Below are 19968 nucleotides of genomic sequence, written 5' to 3' on the forward strand. Positions count from 1 at the left end.
ATTAGAGAATCGCTGTTTTGCATTTTGTGCTTAAGCCGCTATTAGGAATTGTGCTGTTCATGGTTTCGTTATCTTCCAATGTTCCTATTGGTTACAAAGTACAAAAATGTGCATTATCCAGCACCACACGGATGGAATTCCTGCACGGAATACAACAATGCGCATTATCCAACACCGCGCTGATAGAATTCCTGCACTAATTACAACAATGTGTGTTCTTCAGCCGTGAATCTCACCGAATTCCTGCAAAAAGTGCAACAATGTGCATTATCTGAGCTCAAACTGATGGAGTTCCTGCAAAAAGTACAACATTTGTATTCAGTGAGGCTACTTACACTCAAACAGCGGGGCGGGCGGAATGATTGTGGAAAAGCGATTGTAACAACGTTCCGTTTGCACAGCGTCCACCCGAGCTCTAACATTTCGCATACTCCAGCATGGTTTTCAGAACACATTCTCTACCCGATTAACAGCTAAATTTACACCAGGGCACATAAAGGACATAACACTAGACTATGCTGAGAGGTATAAACGGGTTGAAAGCAGGGAGTATATTGAAGAAAAAGTTGCTGCTTGTCGAAGATGAGCTGCGTATCCGTGAGCTCGTATCTGATTATTTCATCCAGGACGGCTGGGAGGTGCGCGAAGCAGAGAATGGACAGGATGCGCTGCTCTGGTTCGATTCACTGCTGCCGGACCTGATGATTCTGGATATTATGATGCCCAAAATGGATGGATTCGAGGTATGCCGGGAAATCCGCAAGAAATCTGCGACCCCGATTATCCTTCTGACGGCCAAATCCGCCGATGACGACAAAATACATGGCTTTGAATTAGGTGCAGATGATTATGTCACCAAGCCGTTTAGCCCCAAGGTGCTCGTAGCGCGGGCTGCGGCAATTATGAAACGGGTGGAAGGCAGACATCTGCCTGAATCCGGGGTGGTGAGATTCGGCTCGGCGATCTTCAATCCGATGGCGCACCGCCTCGAAGTGGAAGGCGCAGATGTTGAGCTTACGCCGAAGGAATATGACCTCTTATGGCTGCTGATCCGCAACAAGGGAAATGTTATTTCCCGGGATACCATCCTCAGCCGGGTCTGGGGAATTGAATTCGAGGGGGACTCCCGTGTCGTGGACAGCCATATCAAGAAATTGCGCAGCAAGCTGGGATATGAATCCCGCTATATCCGTACGGTGATCGGAACAGGGTACCGGTTCGAGGACGAAGAATGAAAAGATGGGGAATTACCTTCAAGCTGTTTGTGATGACCGTGATCTTTTTCGTCTTGTTCTACGGAATGGTGATCCTCAGCCAGTTCCTGCTGTTTGACCGCTTTTACCAGAATCAGAAGGAGACCCGGGTGGAGAGACATCTCAAGAGCTTCGGGACAAGTTATACCAAAGAGGGCTGGGGCAGAACCCGGACTTCCCGTGAGCTGGTGCGGTTCATGCTGCGCAACAAGACACAGATGGTCATCCTGAAGCTGGATGGCCGGATGAAGTCTGAAGATCCGTTCCGGATGAAGCTGCTGGATGAACAGGGGAATACGCAGCTCATTCCCATGTCCCTGTTCATGAACCAGTATGGCGATCCGCTGAGAGCCGCTCATCTGAAAGAAAATGATCAGGTGACGATCCACGGCGAGCATGTCAAGGACGAGAGTGAGCTCGGGAATCTGTTCTACCCGATTACCATTACCAAACAAGGTGAACCCCCGGTAGGCGAAGAAGAGGTGGAGGGAACCACCACCATCGCCGGTACCATTACAGAGCTGGTCCTGCCGGATCTGAAAATATGGAATCCGCGTCAGGGCATTATGTTCGAGGCCGTGGAGGACTGGTTCCCGCTAAGCCCGGATCAGCTTGAGAAGCTGCGGAATCTGAACCTGTACAAAGAGGAGTGGACGGCTCCCTGGAGCGGCATCCGCAATTCTGTGATGATCCTGCCGGTACAGCAGAAGAGCGGAGAGATTGAGCTGTTGTTCTCGGTTACCTCCCTGCAGGATGTGAAGGACTCCAATGAGGCGCTGCGCTGGTTCTTTTTATACTTAGGGCTCGGAGGATTTGTTCTGATTCTGGTCCTGTCGCTCTTCTATTCCAAGATGGTTACCCGCCCGTTAATCAAGCTCAATAATACCGCCAAACGGATGGTGTCGCTGGACTTCACAGGCCATTCTTCGATTCGTCAAAAGGATGAGCTGGGCAGCCTGTCCAAAAGCATGTTCACCTTGTCCCAGAGCCTGGACGCTGCGCTGGGCGAGCTTAGAGAAGCGAATCAGCAGCTCGTTGAAGATATGGAGCAGAAGAAGAAGATGGAGCAGATGCAGCAGGACTTCTTCGCCAGCGCCTCTCACGAATTGAAGACCCCGCTTAGCATTATCAAGGGCTTCGCCGAAGGGCTGGAGGACGGGGTGAGCGCCGGCAAGCAGGATCATTACATCAAGGTGATTATTGAGGAAGCCGATAAGATGGAGTTCCTGGTCAAAGATATGCTGGATCTGGCCAGACTGGAGTCAGGAACGATCAAGCTGCGCAGAACCTCGTTCATGCTGAGTGAAATGACTGAGAAGGTTACGGATAAGCTAGTCCATTCCCTCCAGAACAAGCAGCTCGATGTGGTCATTATTCCTGCGAACGAATTGCCTGTGTATGCGGATGCGACATGGATTGAACAGGTACTCAGCAATCTGCTGACCAATGCGATCAGACATGCGGAAGAAGGCACCACGATTACGGTTACTTTGGAGAGTCAGGCTAAGAACCTCTTGTTCACTATACACAATAAAGGGGAGCGTATCCCTGAAGATCAGCTGGTGCATATCTGGGAACGGTTCTACCGGATTGAAGCTTCACGCAGCCGCCTTACGGGAGGGACCGGACTCGGGCTGTCCATTGCGAAGCAGATCTTAGATATGCACGGCTGCCGGTATGCAGTGATGAACACCTCGGACGGCGTCTGTTTTAGTGTTACCTTTGAAGGCTGACGCCCCATTACAACTTGTCAGGAAAGGAGTGAAACAGCATGAATTGGAACTGGCTGCCTTCTATGTGCACATTGGGGAACCTGGGCTTCGGATCAATTTCCCTGCTTTTCACCATTCAAGAACGTTATCATCTTGCCTTATTTATGATTTTGCTGGCAGCTATATGTGATGTCATGGACGGATTACTCGCTCGGATGCTGCATTGTACCAGTGATTTCGGTAAACAGCTGGACTCTTTGGCGGATATTATTTCTTTTGGCATTGCCCCCGTCTTTCTTATTCTGTTATACCGGCTGGAGAATGTGCAGTGGCTTGGACCTGTGGCTGCCGTTGCCTTCCTGATCTGCGGGGCTCTGCGCCTGGCCAGATTCAATATAACGGCACCCTCGAAGAAATTCGTGGGGATGCCCATTACGGCTGCGGGCGTGATTCTCTCGATGATTGCATTAGTGGATGAGCGGCTGAAGCCGGAAATCGTCATCTTAATTATGGGATTGTTGTCCATACTGATGATAAGCCGTGTCCCGTTCCCGTCGTTCAAAAAATTCGTTAACAGGAAGTGATTCTTCATGCCATGGATCATCGAGATGATCTCACAATACGGTTATATAGCTATCTTTGCCCTCCTGGCGCTGGGGCTTCTCGGACTTCCCGTACCCGATGAGCTGCTGACGCTGTTCGTTGGCTATCTATCCTCCACCATGGTGCTGGATTTCTCGCTTTCGGTCCTGGTATGCTTCATTGGATCAATTACAGGTATGCTGATCAGCTATACCATCGGTCTCCGAGTGGGACAACCCGTGGTGGACCGGTACGGGAAGTGGGTCGGGCTGACGCCCAAAAGGTTCGCCAGTGTCAAACGCTGGTTTTTCCGGTTCGGGAACTGGACCCTGTTCATCGCTTATTTCGTTCCCGGAATACGGCATGCTACCAGCTATATCTCCGGCATCAGCGCCATGTCCTTCAAGAAGTATCTTCTTGTTACTGTTGCCAGTGCGTTTATCTGGTCCCTGCTGTTTGTCTCGATCGGCTATCTGATCGGATCAAGGATCTCTTTCGCCTAGTTTTGCACACAGCAGAGTTGCCGGGGTATGATAGGGGCATAAGTAATATTCTTTTATAATCAAACAGGATCTTACAGTCGTTGAATGATCTGATATATACTGCAAATAGTATTCATTCTATGCTGCTAGGAATTACAGCGATTCGAGGAGGTATTACCGTAATGCCGGATTCACAGGAAATTATCATTGAAGAATACGTACCAGCCAAACATGCTGCATCCATTGCCGAGATGTGGAACCGAAGCTCTGAGAGCTGGGGCGGAGACGGGTCGTACCGGACAGAGGAGAGCGTGCTGCGGGAGCATGAGAACAGCCCTATGCTCAAGTTGTTCCTGGCGGTAAGCGGCTCAGAGGTCATCGGATATTGCAGCTTCTCCCACTATAAAGAGGATACCGGAGCGCTCTATATTCCGCTGCTGAATGTGAGGCCGGATTACCATGGACGCAAGGTAGGCAAGCGGCTGGTACGTCGTGCGGTCGAAGAGACGATCCGGCTGGGCTGGCCGAGACTGGATCTGTACACCTGGCCCGGTAATGTCAAGGCGGTTCCGACGTACAAGAAAAGCGGGTTCTTCTGGGAGAACCGGGATGATACCACCCACCTGATGAACTTCATTCCTTCCGTGCTCCAGACGGGAGCCGTGAAATATTATTTCGAGCAGATCGACTGGTATAACGACAGCATCCGTGAAATCATTGTTCAGCCTGACGGCCATGGGGAAGACGGGTTTGACTATTTTACATATGAATGGGTCAAAGACGGGTTAGCTCTACGAATGGAATATGAGCGGACCGGCCGCGGCCTGCGCCTGATTGAGACGGAGGACTACCGGATACAGGCAACCATCCCTGCTCAGCATGAGCTGCCGTTTGGAGCGGAATACCCTGTGATCTATGAAGCTGTGAATAAAAGCGGGAAGCCCTTATCACTGGCGATTGCCGGTAAGAGTAACGAACAAATCCGCTTTGAGCTGAATGAAGTGCGGGATGTTGAATCCGAGGCGCGGGTGGAAGGCAGCTTCTTCGTGCATCCGGTGAAGGAGGAGCAGGATCTCTACCAGACTCATCCTGTAGTAGAGGCAGAGCTGCTCATTAACGGCCTGCCTGCCGTATTCAAGCTGGGGATCAAACCCAAGTTCCCGGTTAAGGTCAAGTTTCAGGTGCCGGACAGAGCCGTCTTAGCCGGTGAAGAGGTGGAGCTGGATGTAACGGTGGAGAATGCGTACAGCAAGGACGCTGTGTTCGCTTTTGAGCTGCCGGAGGATGCCATCCTTGCCTTTGGGCAGGAATCGCTTACCCTCGAAGTCCCGGCCAAAGGGCGGAGAACAGTCACGGTGAAGGCCCGGCTGCTTGCTTATGGGATATGGAATCATACAGTGAATGTTCGTCATGCGCAAGAGGGGCTGGATTCAGTCATCCTGGAGCAGGAGCTTAGTCTGGTCTTCCCTGGAGCTGAAGCTGCCTTCGGCGGCCAGACCGATAAGGACTACATCATCAGCAACGGCCGATATTCGGCAGTGCTGAACAAAACCAGCCAATTCCTGACCTTCTTGGAGGGACGCGAGTATATTCTAGGCCTGCCTTATCCCAAACTAGGCTTACCCTATACGAATGAATTCAAGAAGCTCGCTGCACTGGATGTGAAGCATTACAGGGATCAAGAAGCCATTGTGCTTGAAGCCAGCTATGCAGTCAGTATCCGGGAAGGCCTGCTGCTGACGATGGTAGTGAAATTACACGGCAACGGCATCTGCTCCCGGCATTTCCGGATTCATAACCAGCTGGATACCGATCAAGAGGAGGAGCTGATCCTGAAGGACAGCTTCCAGTTCAGCCTTCACGGAGGGGTAATCCCTTATAACGGCAAATATCTGGATTTGAGCCTGGGGGCCGAAGCGTCCGATTCAGATTACTGGGATGTACGGAATTTCCATGAGAACTGGATGTTTGCAGCGGATGGTGAACGCTCCAGGGGAATAAGCTGGCCGGCAGAATTGGAGCTTATCCAGGAGTCATGGCTGCACGCCGTTGAGCATTCCCTCGGCCGGCTTCCGGCTGGAGGCCAGCAGGAGACAAGTCCCCTGCGGATCGCGCTGGGAACCTGGGACCATTGGCAGGACTTCCGGGCTTACGCACGGCAACGCGGCAATGAAGAAGACCTGAATACCGGTCAGCAGCTTGAAGTAAGTCTGAATCATGGGAACCCGTTCATCAGCGGGCATGGCCAGCTTACCCTTCAGGAGCAGAAAAAGAGTTATTTAGCCGGTGACATCAGTATTTCTTCCAGAACGGGCAGTATTGAGGCAATCGGGCTTACGGTGCAAGAGGAGCAGAAGCTCGGCGGGATCAGTCTGCCACTGACCCGTTCATCCAGTACTGCTGTGGATGTGCTTACCCTGCACCTGGATATGGACAGTTATGTGCTGGATCAATCCTATCTGATCCTACCGGTCTCGGAAGAGCCTGTCCGGCAGGAGAGACTGGAAGTGGGCAAGTCACAGGTTCTGGCCGTGGACAATGGGTTGATACGGGTACAGGCAAGCCCTGACTTCGCCCCGGGCTTGTTCTCATTCACACATCAGGGACAGGAATGGCTGGATTCCTCTTTTCCGCAGCCTGTCGCCAAATCCTGGTGGAATCCGTGGGTGGGCGGAATCATGACCGGTGTAGAGGGAATCGCCCTGCGCAGCTTCATGGAAGAACCGCGTACCGCTGATTTCGCTGAACTGACAGACAATAAGGGGAACCGCTGGTCGGGTATACGGATTAGCGTGACCATCGGGAAGAACGATAACTACAAAGGTCTTGTCCTGCATCAATATTTCATGCTGCTGCCAGGCGTCCCTGTACTTGTCTCCACAGTACATGTTGAGCAGAATACAGGCAGAACGTTATACCCACTGAAGCTGGAGACCTCAACCTTGTACCGTGCCGCCTCTGAGATAGCTAAGAGCAGAGGGTACATCAAGCGCAGCAGCGGTGAAGAGCTTGTCTATAAGGCCGGCAGAGTTCAAACAGGGGATAGAAGTACAAACGGGCTTCTGCAGCTGGGCTCCACGGAGCGTCAGCAGCGACTGACCTTAGTTACAGCATCCAAGCAGTCCTCGCCGTCGCTGATGGTAAGTGCGGATGTAGTATTATCCAATACGGAGGAGCGTCTATATCTGCAGGACAGCAAAGAACAGTTCAGCAAGCCCCAATTCTATCTGATCTCGGATCTTCAGGCACCGGAGCAGGCATACGCTGATCTGCGGACGATCCGGTTCGGGAAGTGAGTGAGAGAAAGGAAGCTACTATGAGAATCATTGACGCACATGTGCATTATTCCAATATTGCTGCCTTCCACGAGACTGCAGAGACCCTGGCCCATATCGACTATACCGGTACAGGACTGCTGGAGGAATTCCGCCGCAGCGGCGTTATTGCCGGTGTGGGGATGGGAGTGACCGAGACGGTGGCCGGTGCATTCCCGGATGCCGATGCGCTTAATCCTATGCTGCTTGATCTGAGTGAGACCCTTCCGGCCAACCTGTTCACCTGTGTGGGCATTAACCCGCTCACGCTTCATCTGGAGGGACAGCTTGAAGCGCTGGAGCAATCCCTGCAGCGGGACGGTGTCGTTGGAATCAAGCTGTACGCCGGGTACTACCACTTCAATGTGGGCGATGAGATCTATGATCCGGTCTACAGGCTGGCTGCGGCTTACGGCCTGCCGGTTGTCATCCATGGCGGACTGACTTATGCTGACCAAGGGCTGCTGAAGTATTCCCACCCGCTGTCGATGGAGGAGACCTTCCTGAAGCACCGGGAGCTTACCTTCATGCTCTGCCATCTGGGCGATCCCTGGGTCATGGACACCGCAGCGCTTCTGGAGAAGAATCCGAATCTGTACACCGACTTGTCCGGCTGGATTGTCGGTGATCAGGCCAAGGTGGACCGGCTGCTGACTGAGCAGACCTATACCGATCATTTCCGCCGGGCCATCGTGTTCGCTGAGAAATACGACCGGCTGGTGTTCGGCACCGACTGGCCGCTGGTTCCGCTGGAAGCCTATATCGGCTTCGTGAAGCATCTCATCCCCGAGGCTCACTCGGAGGATGTCTTCTATAACAATGCCCTTCGGGTGTTCCCTAAGCTTGCGGAACGGATCAGAGAGCTGAACTTGTAGTGTTTGTAGTGGCATTATAGCGTATCCCCCGGACTGATGTTCCGGGGGTTTTTGAGTTTGTGCCGCGGGGAACGGCGGGGGAGCAAGCCAGAGTAGACAAGGGAAGCAGGGGAGAAGAGGAAGAAGAGGAAGAAGAGGAAGAAGAGGAGACGTCAGAGGCAGACGCATTAGTTGGATTTTATACACTTGCTAAGGACCGAATGACCGCTGCCCGGCCAATAGTTGGAAAAACAACACTTACAGTAGCCCTCTTAGCCCAAAGTAGCTAAAACTAACTATATTAATTGTACTTTTTCCACTTGCTTCCGGTCATCCCACGGAATCGGGCAAATTAAGATACGTTTGTACACCTCCTTGCTGGATGCCGCCGTTTCAAAAGAACATTCCGCTTCTACATATAACGAACAACCTGTGGTAAGCTGAATAAATGCGGTTTTATGCCATTCCAACTATTCCAACCACTAACGAAAGGGCTGTACATATGAAGAAAGTTATCGTAATCGGCGCAGGCATACTCGGGGCGTCCACAGCCTACCAGCTTGCCAAGATGGGGGCAGAGGTGCTTATTATGGACCGTAAAGATCCTGGACAAGCTACGGATGCAGCGGCAGGCATTATCTGCCCCTGGCTGTCCCAGCGGCGCAATCAGGCCTGGTACCGGCTGGCGAAGGCCGGTGCGCGCTTCTATCCCGGACTGATCGACGAACTTAACCAGGCAGGCATAACCCATACAGGGTATGCCCGGGTAGGTGCGCTAAGTATTCACACGGATGAGGGCAAGCTCGACAAGATTGAAGAACGGGCGCGGCTGCGGCTGGCAGATGCGCCGGAGATCGGAGTCATTACGAGGCTTACCGCAGCAGAGACCCAGGAACGATTCCCGCTGCTTGCCGGGAATTATGCTGCGGTTCATATCAGCGGTGCTGCCAGGGTAGACGGCCGGGCCTTGCGTGATGCCTTACTGCAATCCGCACAGCAGCAAGGGGCGGTCATGATTAATGGGGATGCCGCGCTTGAATTTGAACCGGGCCGGGTCACCGGGGTCAAGGCCGGGGAGAGCTATTATCCGGCGGACGAAGTGATTATATGTGCCGGGGCCTGGGCGAACCCGCTGCTCCAGCCGCTCGGGATAGACTTCAAGGTCAGCTTCCAGAAGGGGCAAATCATGCACCTTCAGATCACGGACCCTCAGGAGACGGACGACTGGCCGGTAGTCATCCCGCCCAGTGATCAATATCTGCTCGCATTTGCCCGTCAGCAAATAGTGATCGGAGCTACTCATGAGAATGATATCGCAGGATATAATACCAGTGTGACGGCAAGCGGGATACAGGAGATTCTGAGCAAGGGGCTAGAAGTGGCGCCTGGACTGGCGGACAGTATTTTTGGTGAAGTAAGGGTCGGCTTCCGTCCGTTCACCCCCGGCTTCCTGCCTGTCATCGGGGCTGTCCCCGGATGGAAGGGTGTTCTGGCCGCTAACGGACTGGGGGCCTCGGGACTCACCATGGGTCCGTTCATCGGTTCACAGTTAGCGAAGCTGGCGCTTGGCAGAGAGCCGGATATTGAGCTTGGTGACTATAGCCTTCAGACAGCGGTAACAGGCAGATGATTACGAATACATTTCCTGTGCTGGAACATTTAGTTTCCATTCCGCGTCCCGGATCAACTTTTGTTTGACAGAAGAAGAGGTCTGATCCATAATACAATCCATACTAAACATATATGATTTATAGGAAGGGTGGATCACACGTGATTAAATTAAATGCTTCTAAGAGAAAAACAGCAGGGCTGAGCACACTCGCAGTATTGTTTGTTATGCTGCTTGCCGGCTGCTCCGGGTCTGCTAATAATACGGATTCGAGTAAGGGCGTTCAAGTAAGTGCGAGCCCAGCCGCAACAGAAAGTGCAAGCACGGCAGAGCCAGCGTCTGGAGGCACGTTTGTCTATGGCCGCCCGGCTTCGGTGACCTCGTTTGATCTGCATAACCAGATTACGTCGAATAACGCATTTGCGATTGATAAAGTGTTTGAATCGCTGGTTGCTTTTGACAGCAAGGGTGAAATTACAGATCAGCTTGCCCAGTCGCATACGATCAGCGAAGACGGGTTAACGTATACCTTCGTGCTGCGTGACGGGTTGAAATTCTCGAACGGTACGCCGGTCACAGCAGAAGATGCAGTGTTCTCTCTACAGCGTCATCTGAGCGTGGGAGGTCCGCTGGCCATCTCCGCCAAGGTGGATACCCTTAAGGCACAGGATGAGAAGACACTCGTAATTACGCTAAAAGAACCCTACACCCCGTTCATCTCGGAGCTGTCGAACTTCTCTAACGGCATCCTTCCGAATAACTTCGGCGGAGTGTCTGAAGAGGAATTCTTCAAGAAACCGGTGGGTACCGGCCCCTTCGTGATTGAAGCATGGGACCCGGCGGGCGATGTTACCTTCACTAAGAATACGAATTACTGGAAGGAAGGGAAGCCTTATATCGACAAGCTCGTATATAAGCTGATCCAGGATGACAGCCAGGCCATTAACCAGCTTAAGGCTGGCGCAGTGGATGCGGTTGAAGCATTGTCCCTGCAGAATGCGGGGGAGATTAAGGATGGTACAGATACCACGGTGGTCACGAACGGCAGTTGGGTTACTGAGCAGTTGTTCTTCAACACCCTGGATAAGCACTTCTCCGATGTGCATGTCCGCCGGGCACTGGCACTGGCGCTAGACCGTGACGGTCTGACCAAAGCCCTAACCTTCGGATACGCGCAGACCGCGAATTCCTTGCTGCCGCCAACGATCCCGTACAACGCCAATGATACCCTTAAGGCGCTGAATTTTGATCCGGCGGCAGCCAAGGCAGAGCTGGCCAAATCCGCTTTTCCTAACGGATTCTCCACCAAGCTGCTAATCGCTTCCGGCAACAGTACAAGAGCGCAGGAGGCCCAGATCATCCAGGCCGCCGGACAGGCGATTGGAATCAAGATTGAGATTGAATCCATCGAGCTGGCCACCTTCCGCGAACGCTTCTTCGCTTATGATTTCGCAGCGATGCTGAACAGCGGGCAGGCGGACTCCCCGGAAGCGAACTCGATTCTGGCGTTCCAGACCGATCCGGAAGGCTTCAGCAAATCGTACTGGACGCATTACACGAATGCGGAGGTAACGAAGCTGTTATATGAAGGCCAGAAGACAGCCGACGGTGAAGAGCGGGCCGGGATCTATTCCAAGCTGCTGCAGACGCTGGCGGATGAAGTGCCTTACCTTCCGCTGTACTACCCGGATATTCTGATCGGCGCCCGTTCTTCTGTAGACGGACTGGTTGTTCTGCCTAACGGCAGCCTCCGTCTGGAAGATGTCCGCACCCTCAAATGATGAACTCCAAGCGGACCCTAACGGGTGCAGCTGGACACAATGGTTCTTACAAGTGGCTGATCCTGGCCCTTGTAAGAGCCTTAATTGTTATCCTCTGCGTAATGACGGCCGTTTTTTTTCTGATCCGAATTGTACCAGGTGATCCTGCCAAAATGATCCTCGGAGAATACAGTACGCCTGAAGCGCTGAAGAACATGCATCACACGCTGGGGCTGGATCTCTCGTTATGGGAGCAGTTCATCCGGTTTGTGAAGATGCTGTTCACTCAGGGAGATACCGGCAACTCGATTATTGTGGGCACATCGTCGCGTGAGCTGATTGTAGAGCGCGCACCCGTCACCTTGCTGCTGATTGGGATTGCCTCAATCTTGGCGATTGTTACCGCCCTCCTGCTGGCAACGGTTGCAGCCACCCACAAGGATAAGCTGCTGGATCACCTGATCCGTATTATTCCTGCCATTACTCTCGGGATGCCGGTCTTCTGGGTTGGCATTCTTTTCATTCTGCTCTTCAGTGTCCGGCTCGGCTGGTTCCCGGTCGGCGGGATTAGCGAAGGGGGGCTTGGCACGCTCCATAGTCTGGTGCTGCCAGCGGTAACGATTGCTTTTTCACAGATTCCTACGCTGGTCCGCTCGCTGCGTGCGCAGATGCTAGAGGTGCTGGAATCCGAATTTGTCGTCACACTAAGAGCCGCAGGAATCCCCTCCAGGGTGATCCTGTTCAAGCATGTCCTGCGGAATTCGGCGCTGCCGACGCTGATGCTGCTCGGAGTGAATATCTCTTATCTGATCGGGGGAACGCTCGTGGTGGAACAGGTCTTCGGCATCAAGGGTATCGGCAGTCTGCTGTTCACCTCCATCTCGAACCGGGATTTCCCGGTGATCCAGGGGATCGCGCTCTATTGTGCACTGGCTGTCGTGATCATCAGTCTGCTGATTGAAATTATCTCCGGGTGGCTCGATCCCAGAACGAAGGAGAACCAATGAATACTACTACCCATCTAGATCCATCGTTGCCGGAATCGGGGAAGACGCTAAGCACACTCAGACAGATAGGGAAGACCCCCTCACTGCTGATCGGGATCATCATGTTCGCCATCCTTATTCTGCTGGCCTTGTTCATTCCTTACTTAAGTCCTTACCAGCCGTCGGAGCAGAATCTGAGCGCATTCCTGCAGCCGCCATCCTCTGCCCACTGGCTTGGAACCGACCAGCTTGGCCGGGATTTGTTCACCAGACTGCTGTATGCCGCCCGGACCGATCTGACGATCATGATTCTGGCCGAGATCATCCCGTTCTGCACGGGAGTCATGCTGGGAATGATCTCAGGATATTACGGCAAATGGACCGATAGAATCATTTCGCTGATCACAGACACTTTCATTGCCTTTCCCTTCTATCTGATCGTCATTATCGTGGCCTTCGCCAGCGGTGCCGGGGAGCGGGGAATATACATCACCTTCATCCTTGTAGGCTGGATTGTGTTCGCCCGTGTGGTCAGAGGTCTCAGCGCTTCCTTCCGCAAGCAGGAGTGGATCGCATCCGCCCAGACGCTGGGTCTGCCCGGTATCCGCATTATTCTGCGCCATCTCCTGCCTAATGTATTGCCGCAAGCCGTTGTTGTGCTGATGACGGATATGATCGGCCTCCTGGTAGCCATTGTTACGCTGGGTTATCTGGGGATCGGGATTGCTCCGCCGACACCGGACTGGGGGACGATGATCTCCGATGGACAACCGTTCATTACCACAGCCTGGTGGCTGTCGGCGGTTCCGGGCTTCGCGGTGGTGTATACGGGAATTGCGCTGTCTCTTCTGGGAGATGGCCTGGCTGATATCTGGAGGAAAAAATAATGACTACACAGCCCATACTGGAAGTAGAATCGCTGACACTCGCCGCCAAGTCGCAAGAGAAACTCGTTCATAATATAAGCTTCTCGCTGGAACGCGGAGAGAGCCTGGGTCTTGTAGGCGAATCCGGTTCCGGCAAATCGCTGACCCTGCGGGCGATTCTCGGCCTCCTGCCGCGCGGAGTGGAGCAGACTGGCGGGACGATCCGCAGTAAGGTGAGCAGCAGCATGGTGTTCCAGGACCCCAGAGGTGCGCTCGATCCGCTCTGCCCGGTAGTGAAGCAACTGACAGAGGTCGTATATTATAGACAAAAGACTACTCACAAGGCCGCGCGGACCATTGCCCTGGAGCTGCTCGAACGGCTGGGTCTTCCAGATTCGCTGAGAACCAAAGACCGTTATCCGGGCCAGCTCTCCGGCGGCCAGTGCCAGCGGGTGGTCATTGCTATGGCGCTGGCCTGCAAGCCGGGCATTCTGCTCTGCGATGAGCCGACAACGGCGCTGGATGTGACCGTTCAACAACAGATTATGGATACGATAACCAGTCTGCAGCGGGAGCTGGGCTTCGCCATGGTCTTCGTCACCCACAACCTGGCGATTGCGGCCAATCTGTGCTCCCGGCTGGTGGTCATGAAGCAGGGCCGGATGATAGAGCATGGGGAGACACACCGTCTGCTGAGGCAGCCTGCCGAAGCTTATACACAGATGTTAATCGACTCGGTGCTTCCCCTGCCGGAGCTTGAAGGAGGCAGAACCTCATGGAACTAGCGTTACAGGTGCAGGATCTAACCGTCCGTTACGGCGGATTCACCGCACTAGATCATATACGGCTGGAGCTTGAGCAGCATACTACACTGGGACTGGTCGGAGAGTCAGGGTCAGGGAAGTCCACACTGGCCCGGGTTATCGCCGGATTAATTGCTCCCGACGAGGGACAGATTCTGCTCGGTTCAGAGGAATTACGCAAGAAGCGGAGCAAGGAGCAGCACAAGCAGATCCAGATGATCTTCCAGAACCCGGATGCCTCGCTGAATCCCCGGCATACGGTCCGGCAGATCCTGGCTGAAGCGCTGCTGTTCCACCGGATTGTAGACCGTTCGCAGGTCGGGCGCAGAAGTACAGAGCTGCTTGACCGGGTTCAACTGGAAGCGAGATCACTGGACAAATATCCGCATGAATTCTCCGGCGGCCAGCGTCAGCGGATTGCGATTGCCCGCGCCCTTAGTGTGGAGCCCAGCCTGCTGATCGCGGATGAACCCACAAGCGCGCTGGATGTATCTGTGCAGCGGAGTGTGCTGGAGCTGTTCCATACCCTCCGGACAGAGCTTCATCTTACCATGCTGTTCATCTCCCACGATCTGGGGGTTATTCATGCCGTCAGCGATACGGTTGCCGTCATGCGTCAGGGGAAGCTGGTAGAGGTGAATACCAAGGATGAATTCTTCATTCGTCCCAAGCACGAATACAGCCGTGAGCTGTTGTCTGCGGTTCCGAAGATGCCGCGTTAAAATTCATACCATCAGGAGGTCTATATGAACCGCAAATATACAGGATTTGTACCGTTGTCATTATCTGAGCTGGACACGTTAACGCAAGAGCTGTCCCGTCTCTTGGGGACACAGCATCCTCCGGTGATCATTCCGGGTGAGGCGATCATAGGCATTGAGGCGGTAGCTGCGGGGATCGCGGCCCCTGGCCGGACGATTCTGAACATCGTGACCGGCCCTTACGGCAGCTTGTTTGGAGAGTGGCTGGAGCGCGGCGGGGCAACCGTTGCGCAAGTGAAGGTTCCTTTTGACCAGGTAGTTACAGTGGAGGAGGTTGCTGCTGCGATTGAACGTTACCAGCCGGTTGCGCTGTCCTTCGTTCAAGCGGAAGTTGTTACAGGCGGCTCTAATCCTGCGGAGGAGATCTTCAAGCTGGCGCGCAGACATCACCTGATTACCGTAACCGATTCGGTCTCGGCAGTCGGGGGAGAAGCGCTGAACGTAGATGAGTGGGAAGTGGACTTTGCCGTAATTGGTGCACAAAAAGCGCTCGCCGGACCCAACGGGGTCAGTGCAGTCAGTATTTCACCCCGCGGCTGGGCCTTCCTGGAATCGAATGAGCGGGCCCCCCGTAATTCCATTCTGTCTTTGCTGGATATCAAGCCGTCCCCGGATGGTACAGCGCCGCTTCGCGTCCCGCCGAATATTCCGGTACTCGAGGCCAGAGCGCTAATTGAAGCCCTGGAAGCTGTTGCCGAAGAGGGGCTGTCTCAGGTGATTAAGCGTCATGAACGGGCAGCCGCTTCTGCCATAGCCGGTATCTCGGAGCTGGGGCTGGAAGCGTGGCAGAAGGACAGCCGGCATTATTCCACGCTGACTACTACAGTACGGATTAACGACGAACAGCTTCTGCTGATCAAGCAGCCTATGGGGATCGTGGCTCCAGGTGACGGGGAATTGTTCGGCCAATTGCTGCGGATCAATCATTTCGGCACGAATGCCAGCCGTGACAGTGTTGAATCTGCGGTGCAGACGCTTGCCAGACTGCTGAAGCAGGACGCGGGACAGGCCGTGCAGGCCGTCCGCCAGGTTTGGAGTGATGCGGAATGATCCTCAAGCAGCCTCAGTTCCAGGCCTATAGCGGAATTCATATTGCAGGTATCGAGGAGAAGCGGTTCGATATCGAGCTGACGAACGGGCGGTTCACGAAGGTGGCTGAATCGGTCCCGCAGCAGGGAGAAGCGGAGGCACCCCAGCAGCAGCTATGGATCAGCCCAGGCATTCTGGATCTGCATACCCATCTCGCTTGGACCGATTTCGACCATGCGGACCAGCTCCGCAGAGACAGCCGCGAGATTGAGGGGATGCAGGCGGAAGCTTTTGCCGCTACCTTGCGGACTGGCGTAACTACGGCCCGCGACGCCGGCGGCATTCTGCCTGCTACGATCCGGCATATCGTGAAGTATTATCAGCAGCCGCTGCGCGTGCAGACCAGTAGTGACATGCTGGGCACAGCGGATGCCAAGGGGATTAAGCATCTGGAGCAGCGTCTGAACGAGATCTACGCTACCGGAGCAGGCTGGGTCAAAATCATGGCCACCGGCGGCTTGGGCGCCCCCACCGAGAAGGTAACGGAGCCGAACTTCTCCGAAGCAGAATTCGGCTTCATCGTCCGCCATGCCCACGCCAACCAGAAGAAGGTCCTGGTACATACCTGGGGCGGTGTGACGATTGACTGGTCCATCCAGGCCGGGGTGGATTCCATCGAGCATGGGATGTTTCTGACCCGGGATCAGTCCGGAAGACTGGCCGAGTCCGGCGTGGCTTACGTGCCGACGGCTTCCATCTACCGGATCGCTGCCGATCCCAAGGGAGTGCTGGCGCTGAATCCGGTCATCTGTGACCGGGCAGCCCGGGCTGCTGATGCCCATGCAACAGCTATAGGGTATGCCAGACAGGCAGGGGTACGCCTTGGATTCGGCACGGATTATGCTACGCCTGCGCTGCATGGCTATAACCTGCAGGAATTCGACACGCTGCTGGATTACGGCCTGAGCCGGGCGGAAGCCTGGCGCTCAGCTACCCGGGACGCCGCCGCGATTCTCGGAAGCGGACATGAGCTGGGGCAGATTGCCGAAGGCTATATAGCCGATGCCGTAATCTACGCAGCCGATCCGTATCAGGCCAAGAACGCCGACCAGCTTCGTACAAGCATTGTTACGGTTATTACCGGAGCGCAGGAAGCGGATCTGATGTAGCGGAGGGAGTCACGGGCTGAAATTGCTATTTATGTGGACAGATCTGCAATGGATGAATCGGCCAGATAATAACCCTTGACTTGGAACGCATTTCATAGCTTATAGTTCAGTGGAACCATAACCAAGGGGGAGAGACATTCATGAACCAGCAGAATAATAGAAAAATTGTCTTCATAGATATTGACGGAACGCTTCTCATGGAGAACGGGATCATCCCGGAATCGGCAATCCAGGCGTGCAGGCAGGCACGGAAGAACGGGCATTTGCTGTACTTGTGCACAGGCCGCTCCAAGGCTGAGATCTATGATTACATCTGGGACATCGGCTTCGACGGGTTGATTGGAGCGGCAGGCGGATATGTTGAGAACGGGAATGAGATGCTTTACCATAAAAAAGTGACCCCGGAGGATGCCAGGCATCTGGTGGATTACTTCAACGCCAACGGGGTGGATTTCATTCTGGAGTCCAATACTGCCCTCCACGGAAGCCGGAATTTGCAGCCCCATCTGGAACGCAGAATCTATGGCGATCTGCTGAATGATCCTGAGGCGCAGGAGAGAAAGCGGCTGTCACCGCATCCTTATATCGCTACGCTCACTTATGGAGACGAAGAATTATATTTGGATGACGTTAACAAAATTTGTTTTCTGGAGAGCAGCCTGCCCTTTCACCAGATCCAGGAGGAATTGCAGGACCGGTTCACGGCGATTCAGTGCTCCATCCCTATCTTCGGTGAGCATAGCGGGGAGCTGATGATGCCGGGTATCCATAAGGCCTCGGCCATTGCTGATGTACTGAACCATTTGAATATTCCCCGTGAACACAGCATGGCCATCGGGGATGGACTTAATGATATGGAGATGCTGGAATATGTGCAGGTGGGGGTGGCCATGGGCAACGCCAGGGAGCCGCTCAAATTCATTGCCGATGAGATCACAGACAATATCGAGGACGACGGACTGTATAACTGCTTCCGAAAGCATGGAATGATCTAACCCGAAGTTGATATCCGGGAAGACTCATGTTAAAATGCTGGTAACTAAAGCGATTGGAGTTGAAGAGTATCGTGCGGAAATTTCTTGCGTAATGTGAACAATAAAAGAGCGTTATTTGTGGCGCGCGTTTTATGGTTTATATGCAAGAAGGGTCTGCATCTTTTCACTCAATCCAAATATCCTTATTCAGGTCTCTCCGGGTGCAAGTCTGTCCGGGGCTGAATTTGCTGTATTTATTTGAGCTGTAAGAAGATCCCCTTCTTGCAGCTTTTATTATTTGGTACAGGAGGATATTGTATGTCATTGATCAATGTAAGCAATCTTACGTTTGCCTATGAGGGCACTTACGATAATATATTTGAGCAGGTGAATTTTCAGCTCGATACCGATTGGAAGCTGGGCTTCACGGGCCGCAACGGCCGGGGCAAAACCACCTTCCTGAACCTGCTGCTCGGCAAATATGAATATAGCGGAACGATATCGGCACAGGTTAGCTTTGAATATTTCCCGTATGTGGTTGCTGATCCTGCGGGCCAGACCCTGGATGTCATCCATGAGATAGACCCGGAGATGGAGCACTGGAAATTAATGCGCGAGTTGTCCCTGCTGCGGGTAGCAGAGGATGTGCTGTACCGGCCGTTCCAATCCCTGTCGAACGGGGAGCAGACGAAGGTGCTGCTGGCCGCCCTGTTTGTGAAGGAGAACCAGTTCCTGCTGATTGATGAACCGACCAACCATCTGGATGTGAAGGGGCGTAAGCTGGTCAGCGACTACCTCAGCACCAAGCGCGGTTATATTCTGGTATCGCATGACCGGGCTTTTCTGGATAACTGTGTAGACCACATTCTGTCGATCAACAAGACCAATATTGAGATCCAGAAAGGGAACTTCAGCAGCTGGTGGGAGAACAAGTCCAGACAGGATCAGTTCGAGCTGGCGGAGGACGAGAAGCTGCGGAAGGACATTAAGCGCTTGTCGGACTCGTCCAAAAGGACAGGCGGCTGGGCACATGAAGTCGAGAAATCCAAGAATGGTACGCGGAATTCCGGCTCCAAGCTGGATAAAGGCTATGTCGGCCATAAAGCCGCCAAAATGATGAAACGTTCCAAGTCGATCCAGCAGCGGCAGGAAACCGCCATCGCCGAGAAATCGAAGCTGCTGCGGAACCTGGAAAGCTCAGACAGTCTGAAGATCTCACAGCTTCCCTATCATAAAGAGCGGCTGGTGGAGCTGGAGGAGGTCTCGATACGTTATGGGGACAAGGCCGTATGCTCCAGCGTGAGCTTAACCATTGAACAGGGAGACCGGATTGCCTTATCCGGGAGCAACGGCTCCGGGAAGTCCAGTATCCTCAAGCTGATCTGCGGGGAGAGCATGAATTATACCGGTGTCTTCGTCAAGGACAGCCAGCTGGCAATCTCTTATGTAACCCAGGATACTTCGCAGCTAAAGGGAAGCCTGAGCGAATATGCCAGAGAGCGGGGGATAGACGAGAGCCTGTTCAAGTCGATTCTGCGGAAGCTTGACTTCTCGCGGCTTCAGCTGGAGAAGGAGATGTCCACGCTTAGCGGCGGGCAGAAGAAGAAGGTGCTGATTGCCGCAAGCCTCAGCGAGAAGGTGCATCTGCATATCTGGGACGAGCCGCTTAACTTCATTGATGTCATCTCCCGGATGCAGATTGAGGAGCTGTTGCTGGAATACACGCCGACGATCCTGTTTGTAGAGCATGACCGGGAATTCTGCGCGAACATCGCCACCAAGCAGTATGATTTGGATTGAAAATCACTACAGGA

At 53.7% G+C, this 19968-nt stretch carries 16 protein-coding genes; all 16 read left to right on the forward strand.

The window, feature by feature from the left end:
- Positions 1–554 precede the first annotated feature (554 nt).
- Positions 555–1235, forward strand: a complete 681-nt coding sequence (locus HQN87_RS02805) for a response regulator transcription factor (RefSeq protein ID WP_173127333.1) — start codon at positions 555–557, stop codon at positions 1233–1235.
- Positions 1232–2986: an ATP-binding protein gene (locus tag HQN87_RS02810; RefSeq protein ID WP_173127336.1), complete on the forward strand. Its 1755-nt coding sequence runs from the start codon at positions 1232–1234 to the stop codon at positions 2984–2986. The genes HQN87_RS02805 and HQN87_RS02810 overlap by 4 nt, the downstream gene beginning before the upstream one ends.
- A gap of 38 nt (positions 2987–3024) precedes the next feature.
- A complete protein-coding gene (pssA, locus tag HQN87_RS02815) occupies positions 3025–3549 on the forward strand; it encodes a CDP-diacylglycerol--serine O-phosphatidyltransferase (protein WP_173127339.1) in 525 nt (174 codons plus the stop codon).
- A gap of 6 nt (positions 3550–3555) precedes the next feature.
- Positions 3556–4050: a DedA family protein gene (locus HQN87_RS02820; protein ID WP_173127342.1), complete on the forward strand. Its 495-nt coding sequence runs from the start codon at positions 3556–3558 to the stop codon at positions 4048–4050.
- Positions 4051–4211: 161 nt separating this feature from the next.
- Positions 4212–7325: a GNAT family N-acetyltransferase gene (locus tag HQN87_RS02825; RefSeq protein ID WP_173127345.1), complete on the forward strand. Its 3114-nt coding sequence runs from the start codon at positions 4212–4214 to the stop codon at positions 7323–7325.
- A gap of 20 nt (positions 7326–7345) precedes the next feature.
- A complete protein-coding gene (locus HQN87_RS02830; RefSeq protein ID WP_173127348.1) occupies positions 7346–8218 on the forward strand; it encodes an amidohydrolase family protein in 873 nt (290 codons plus the stop codon).
- 481 nt (positions 8219–8699) lie between these two features.
- Positions 8700–9827 (forward strand): NAD(P)/FAD-dependent oxidoreductase, encoded by a 1128-nt coding sequence (locus HQN87_RS02835; protein ID WP_173127351.1) that lies wholly within the window; start codon positions 8700–8702, stop codon positions 9825–9827.
- A gap of 140 nt (positions 9828–9967) precedes the next feature.
- On the forward strand, positions 9968–11587 hold the full coding sequence (locus HQN87_RS02840) for an ABC transporter substrate-binding protein (RefSeq protein WP_173127354.1): 1620 nt from the start codon (positions 9968–9970) through the stop codon (positions 11585–11587).
- Entirely contained in the window at positions 11584–12573 is a 990-nt protein-coding gene (locus tag HQN87_RS02845) for an ABC transporter permease (RefSeq protein ID WP_254075322.1), read from the forward strand. Before HQN87_RS02840 ends, HQN87_RS02845 begins: the two co-directional genes overlap by 4 nt.
- Positions 12570–13439: an ABC transporter permease gene (locus tag HQN87_RS02850; protein ID WP_173127357.1), complete on the forward strand. Its 870-nt coding sequence runs from the start codon at positions 12570–12572 to the stop codon at positions 13437–13439. The genes HQN87_RS02845 and HQN87_RS02850 overlap by 4 nt, the downstream gene beginning before the upstream one ends.
- Positions 13439–14203 (forward strand): ABC transporter ATP-binding protein, encoded by a 765-nt coding sequence (locus HQN87_RS02855; RefSeq protein ID WP_173127360.1) that lies wholly within the window; start codon positions 13439–13441, stop codon positions 14201–14203. The genes HQN87_RS02850 and HQN87_RS02855 overlap by 1 nt, the downstream gene beginning before the upstream one ends.
- Positions 14194–14943, forward strand: coding sequence for an ABC transporter ATP-binding protein (locus HQN87_RS02860; RefSeq protein WP_173127363.1), 750 nt, complete (start codon positions 14194–14196; stop codon positions 14941–14943). Before HQN87_RS02855 ends, HQN87_RS02860 begins: the two co-directional genes overlap by 10 nt.
- 24 nt (positions 14944–14967) lie before the next feature.
- Positions 14968–16032 carry a pyridoxal-phosphate-dependent aminotransferase family protein gene (locus tag HQN87_RS02865; protein WP_173127365.1) on the forward strand — a complete coding sequence of 355 codons (1065 nt, stop codon included), beginning with the start codon at positions 14968–14970 and terminating at the stop codon, positions 16030–16032.
- Entirely contained in the window at positions 16029–17180 is a 1152-nt protein-coding gene (locus tag HQN87_RS02870; RefSeq protein WP_173127369.1) for an amidohydrolase family protein, read from the forward strand. Before HQN87_RS02865 ends, HQN87_RS02870 begins: the two co-directional genes overlap by 4 nt.
- Before the next feature lie 140 nt (positions 17181–17320).
- Complete coding sequence (locus HQN87_RS02875) at positions 17321–18175, forward strand: HAD family hydrolase (protein WP_173127372.1); 855 nt, start codon at positions 17321–17323, stop codon at positions 18173–18175.
- A 297-nt stretch (positions 18176–18472) separates the two neighbouring features.
- Complete coding sequence (locus HQN87_RS02880) at positions 18473–19954, forward strand: Lsa family ABC-F type ribosomal protection protein (RefSeq protein ID WP_173127375.1); 1482 nt, start codon at positions 18473–18475, stop codon at positions 19952–19954.
- The last annotated feature ends 14 nt before the right edge of the window (positions 19955–19968 follow it).

The organism is Paenibacillus tritici, assembly GCF_013204885.1.
Taxonomy (GTDB): Bacteria; Bacillota; Bacilli; order Paenibacillales; family Paenibacillaceae; genus Paenibacillus_AQ; species Paenibacillus_AQ tritici.

What these genes read in the sequence shown, in the direction of transcription:
- HQN87_RS02875 (WP_173127372.1), top strand. Translation starts at nt 17,321, where the DNA reads ATGAACCAGCAGAATAATAGAAAAATTGTCTTCATAGATATTGACGGA.
- HQN87_RS02810 (WP_173127336.1), top strand. Translation starts at nt 1,232, where the DNA reads ATGAAAAGATGGGGAATTACCTTCAAGCTGTTTGTGATGACCGTGATC.
- HQN87_RS02830 (WP_173127348.1), top strand. Translation starts at nt 7,346, where the DNA reads ATGAGAATCATTGACGCACATGTGCATTATTCCAATATTGCTGCCTTC.
- HQN87_RS02860 (WP_173127363.1), top strand. Translation starts at nt 14,194, where the DNA reads ATGGAACTAGCGTTACAGGTGCAGGATCTAACCGTCCGTTACGGCGGA.
- HQN87_RS02855 (WP_173127360.1), top strand. Translation starts at nt 13,439, where the DNA reads ATGACTACACAGCCCATACTGGAAGTAGAATCGCTGACACTCGCCGCC.
- HQN87_RS02820 (WP_173127342.1), top strand. Translation starts at nt 3,556, where the DNA reads ATGCCATGGATCATCGAGATGATCTCACAATACGGTTATATAGCTATC.
- pssA (WP_173127339.1), top strand. Translation starts at nt 3,025, where the DNA reads ATGAATTGGAACTGGCTGCCTTCTATGTGCACATTGGGGAACCTGGGC.
- HQN87_RS02835 (WP_173127351.1), top strand. Translation starts at nt 8,700, where the DNA reads ATGAAGAAAGTTATCGTAATCGGCGCAGGCATACTCGGGGCGTCCACA.
- HQN87_RS02870 (WP_173127369.1), top strand. Translation starts at nt 16,029, where the DNA reads ATGATCCTCAAGCAGCCTCAGTTCCAGGCCTATAGCGGAATTCATATT.
- HQN87_RS02865 (WP_173127365.1), top strand. Translation starts at nt 14,968, where the DNA reads ATGAACCGCAAATATACAGGATTTGTACCGTTGTCATTATCTGAGCTG.
- HQN87_RS02880 (WP_173127375.1), top strand. Translation starts at nt 18,473, where the DNA reads ATGTCATTGATCAATGTAAGCAATCTTACGTTTGCCTATGAGGGCACT.
- HQN87_RS02825 (WP_173127345.1), top strand. Translation starts at nt 4,212, where the DNA reads ATGCCGGATTCACAGGAAATTATCATTGAAGAATACGTACCAGCCAAA.
- HQN87_RS02845 (WP_254075322.1), top strand. Translation starts at nt 11,584, where the DNA reads ATGATGAACTCCAAGCGGACCCTAACGGGTGCAGCTGGACACAATGGT.
- HQN87_RS02850 (WP_173127357.1), top strand. Translation starts at nt 12,570, where the DNA reads ATGAATACTACTACCCATCTAGATCCATCGTTGCCGGAATCGGGGAAG.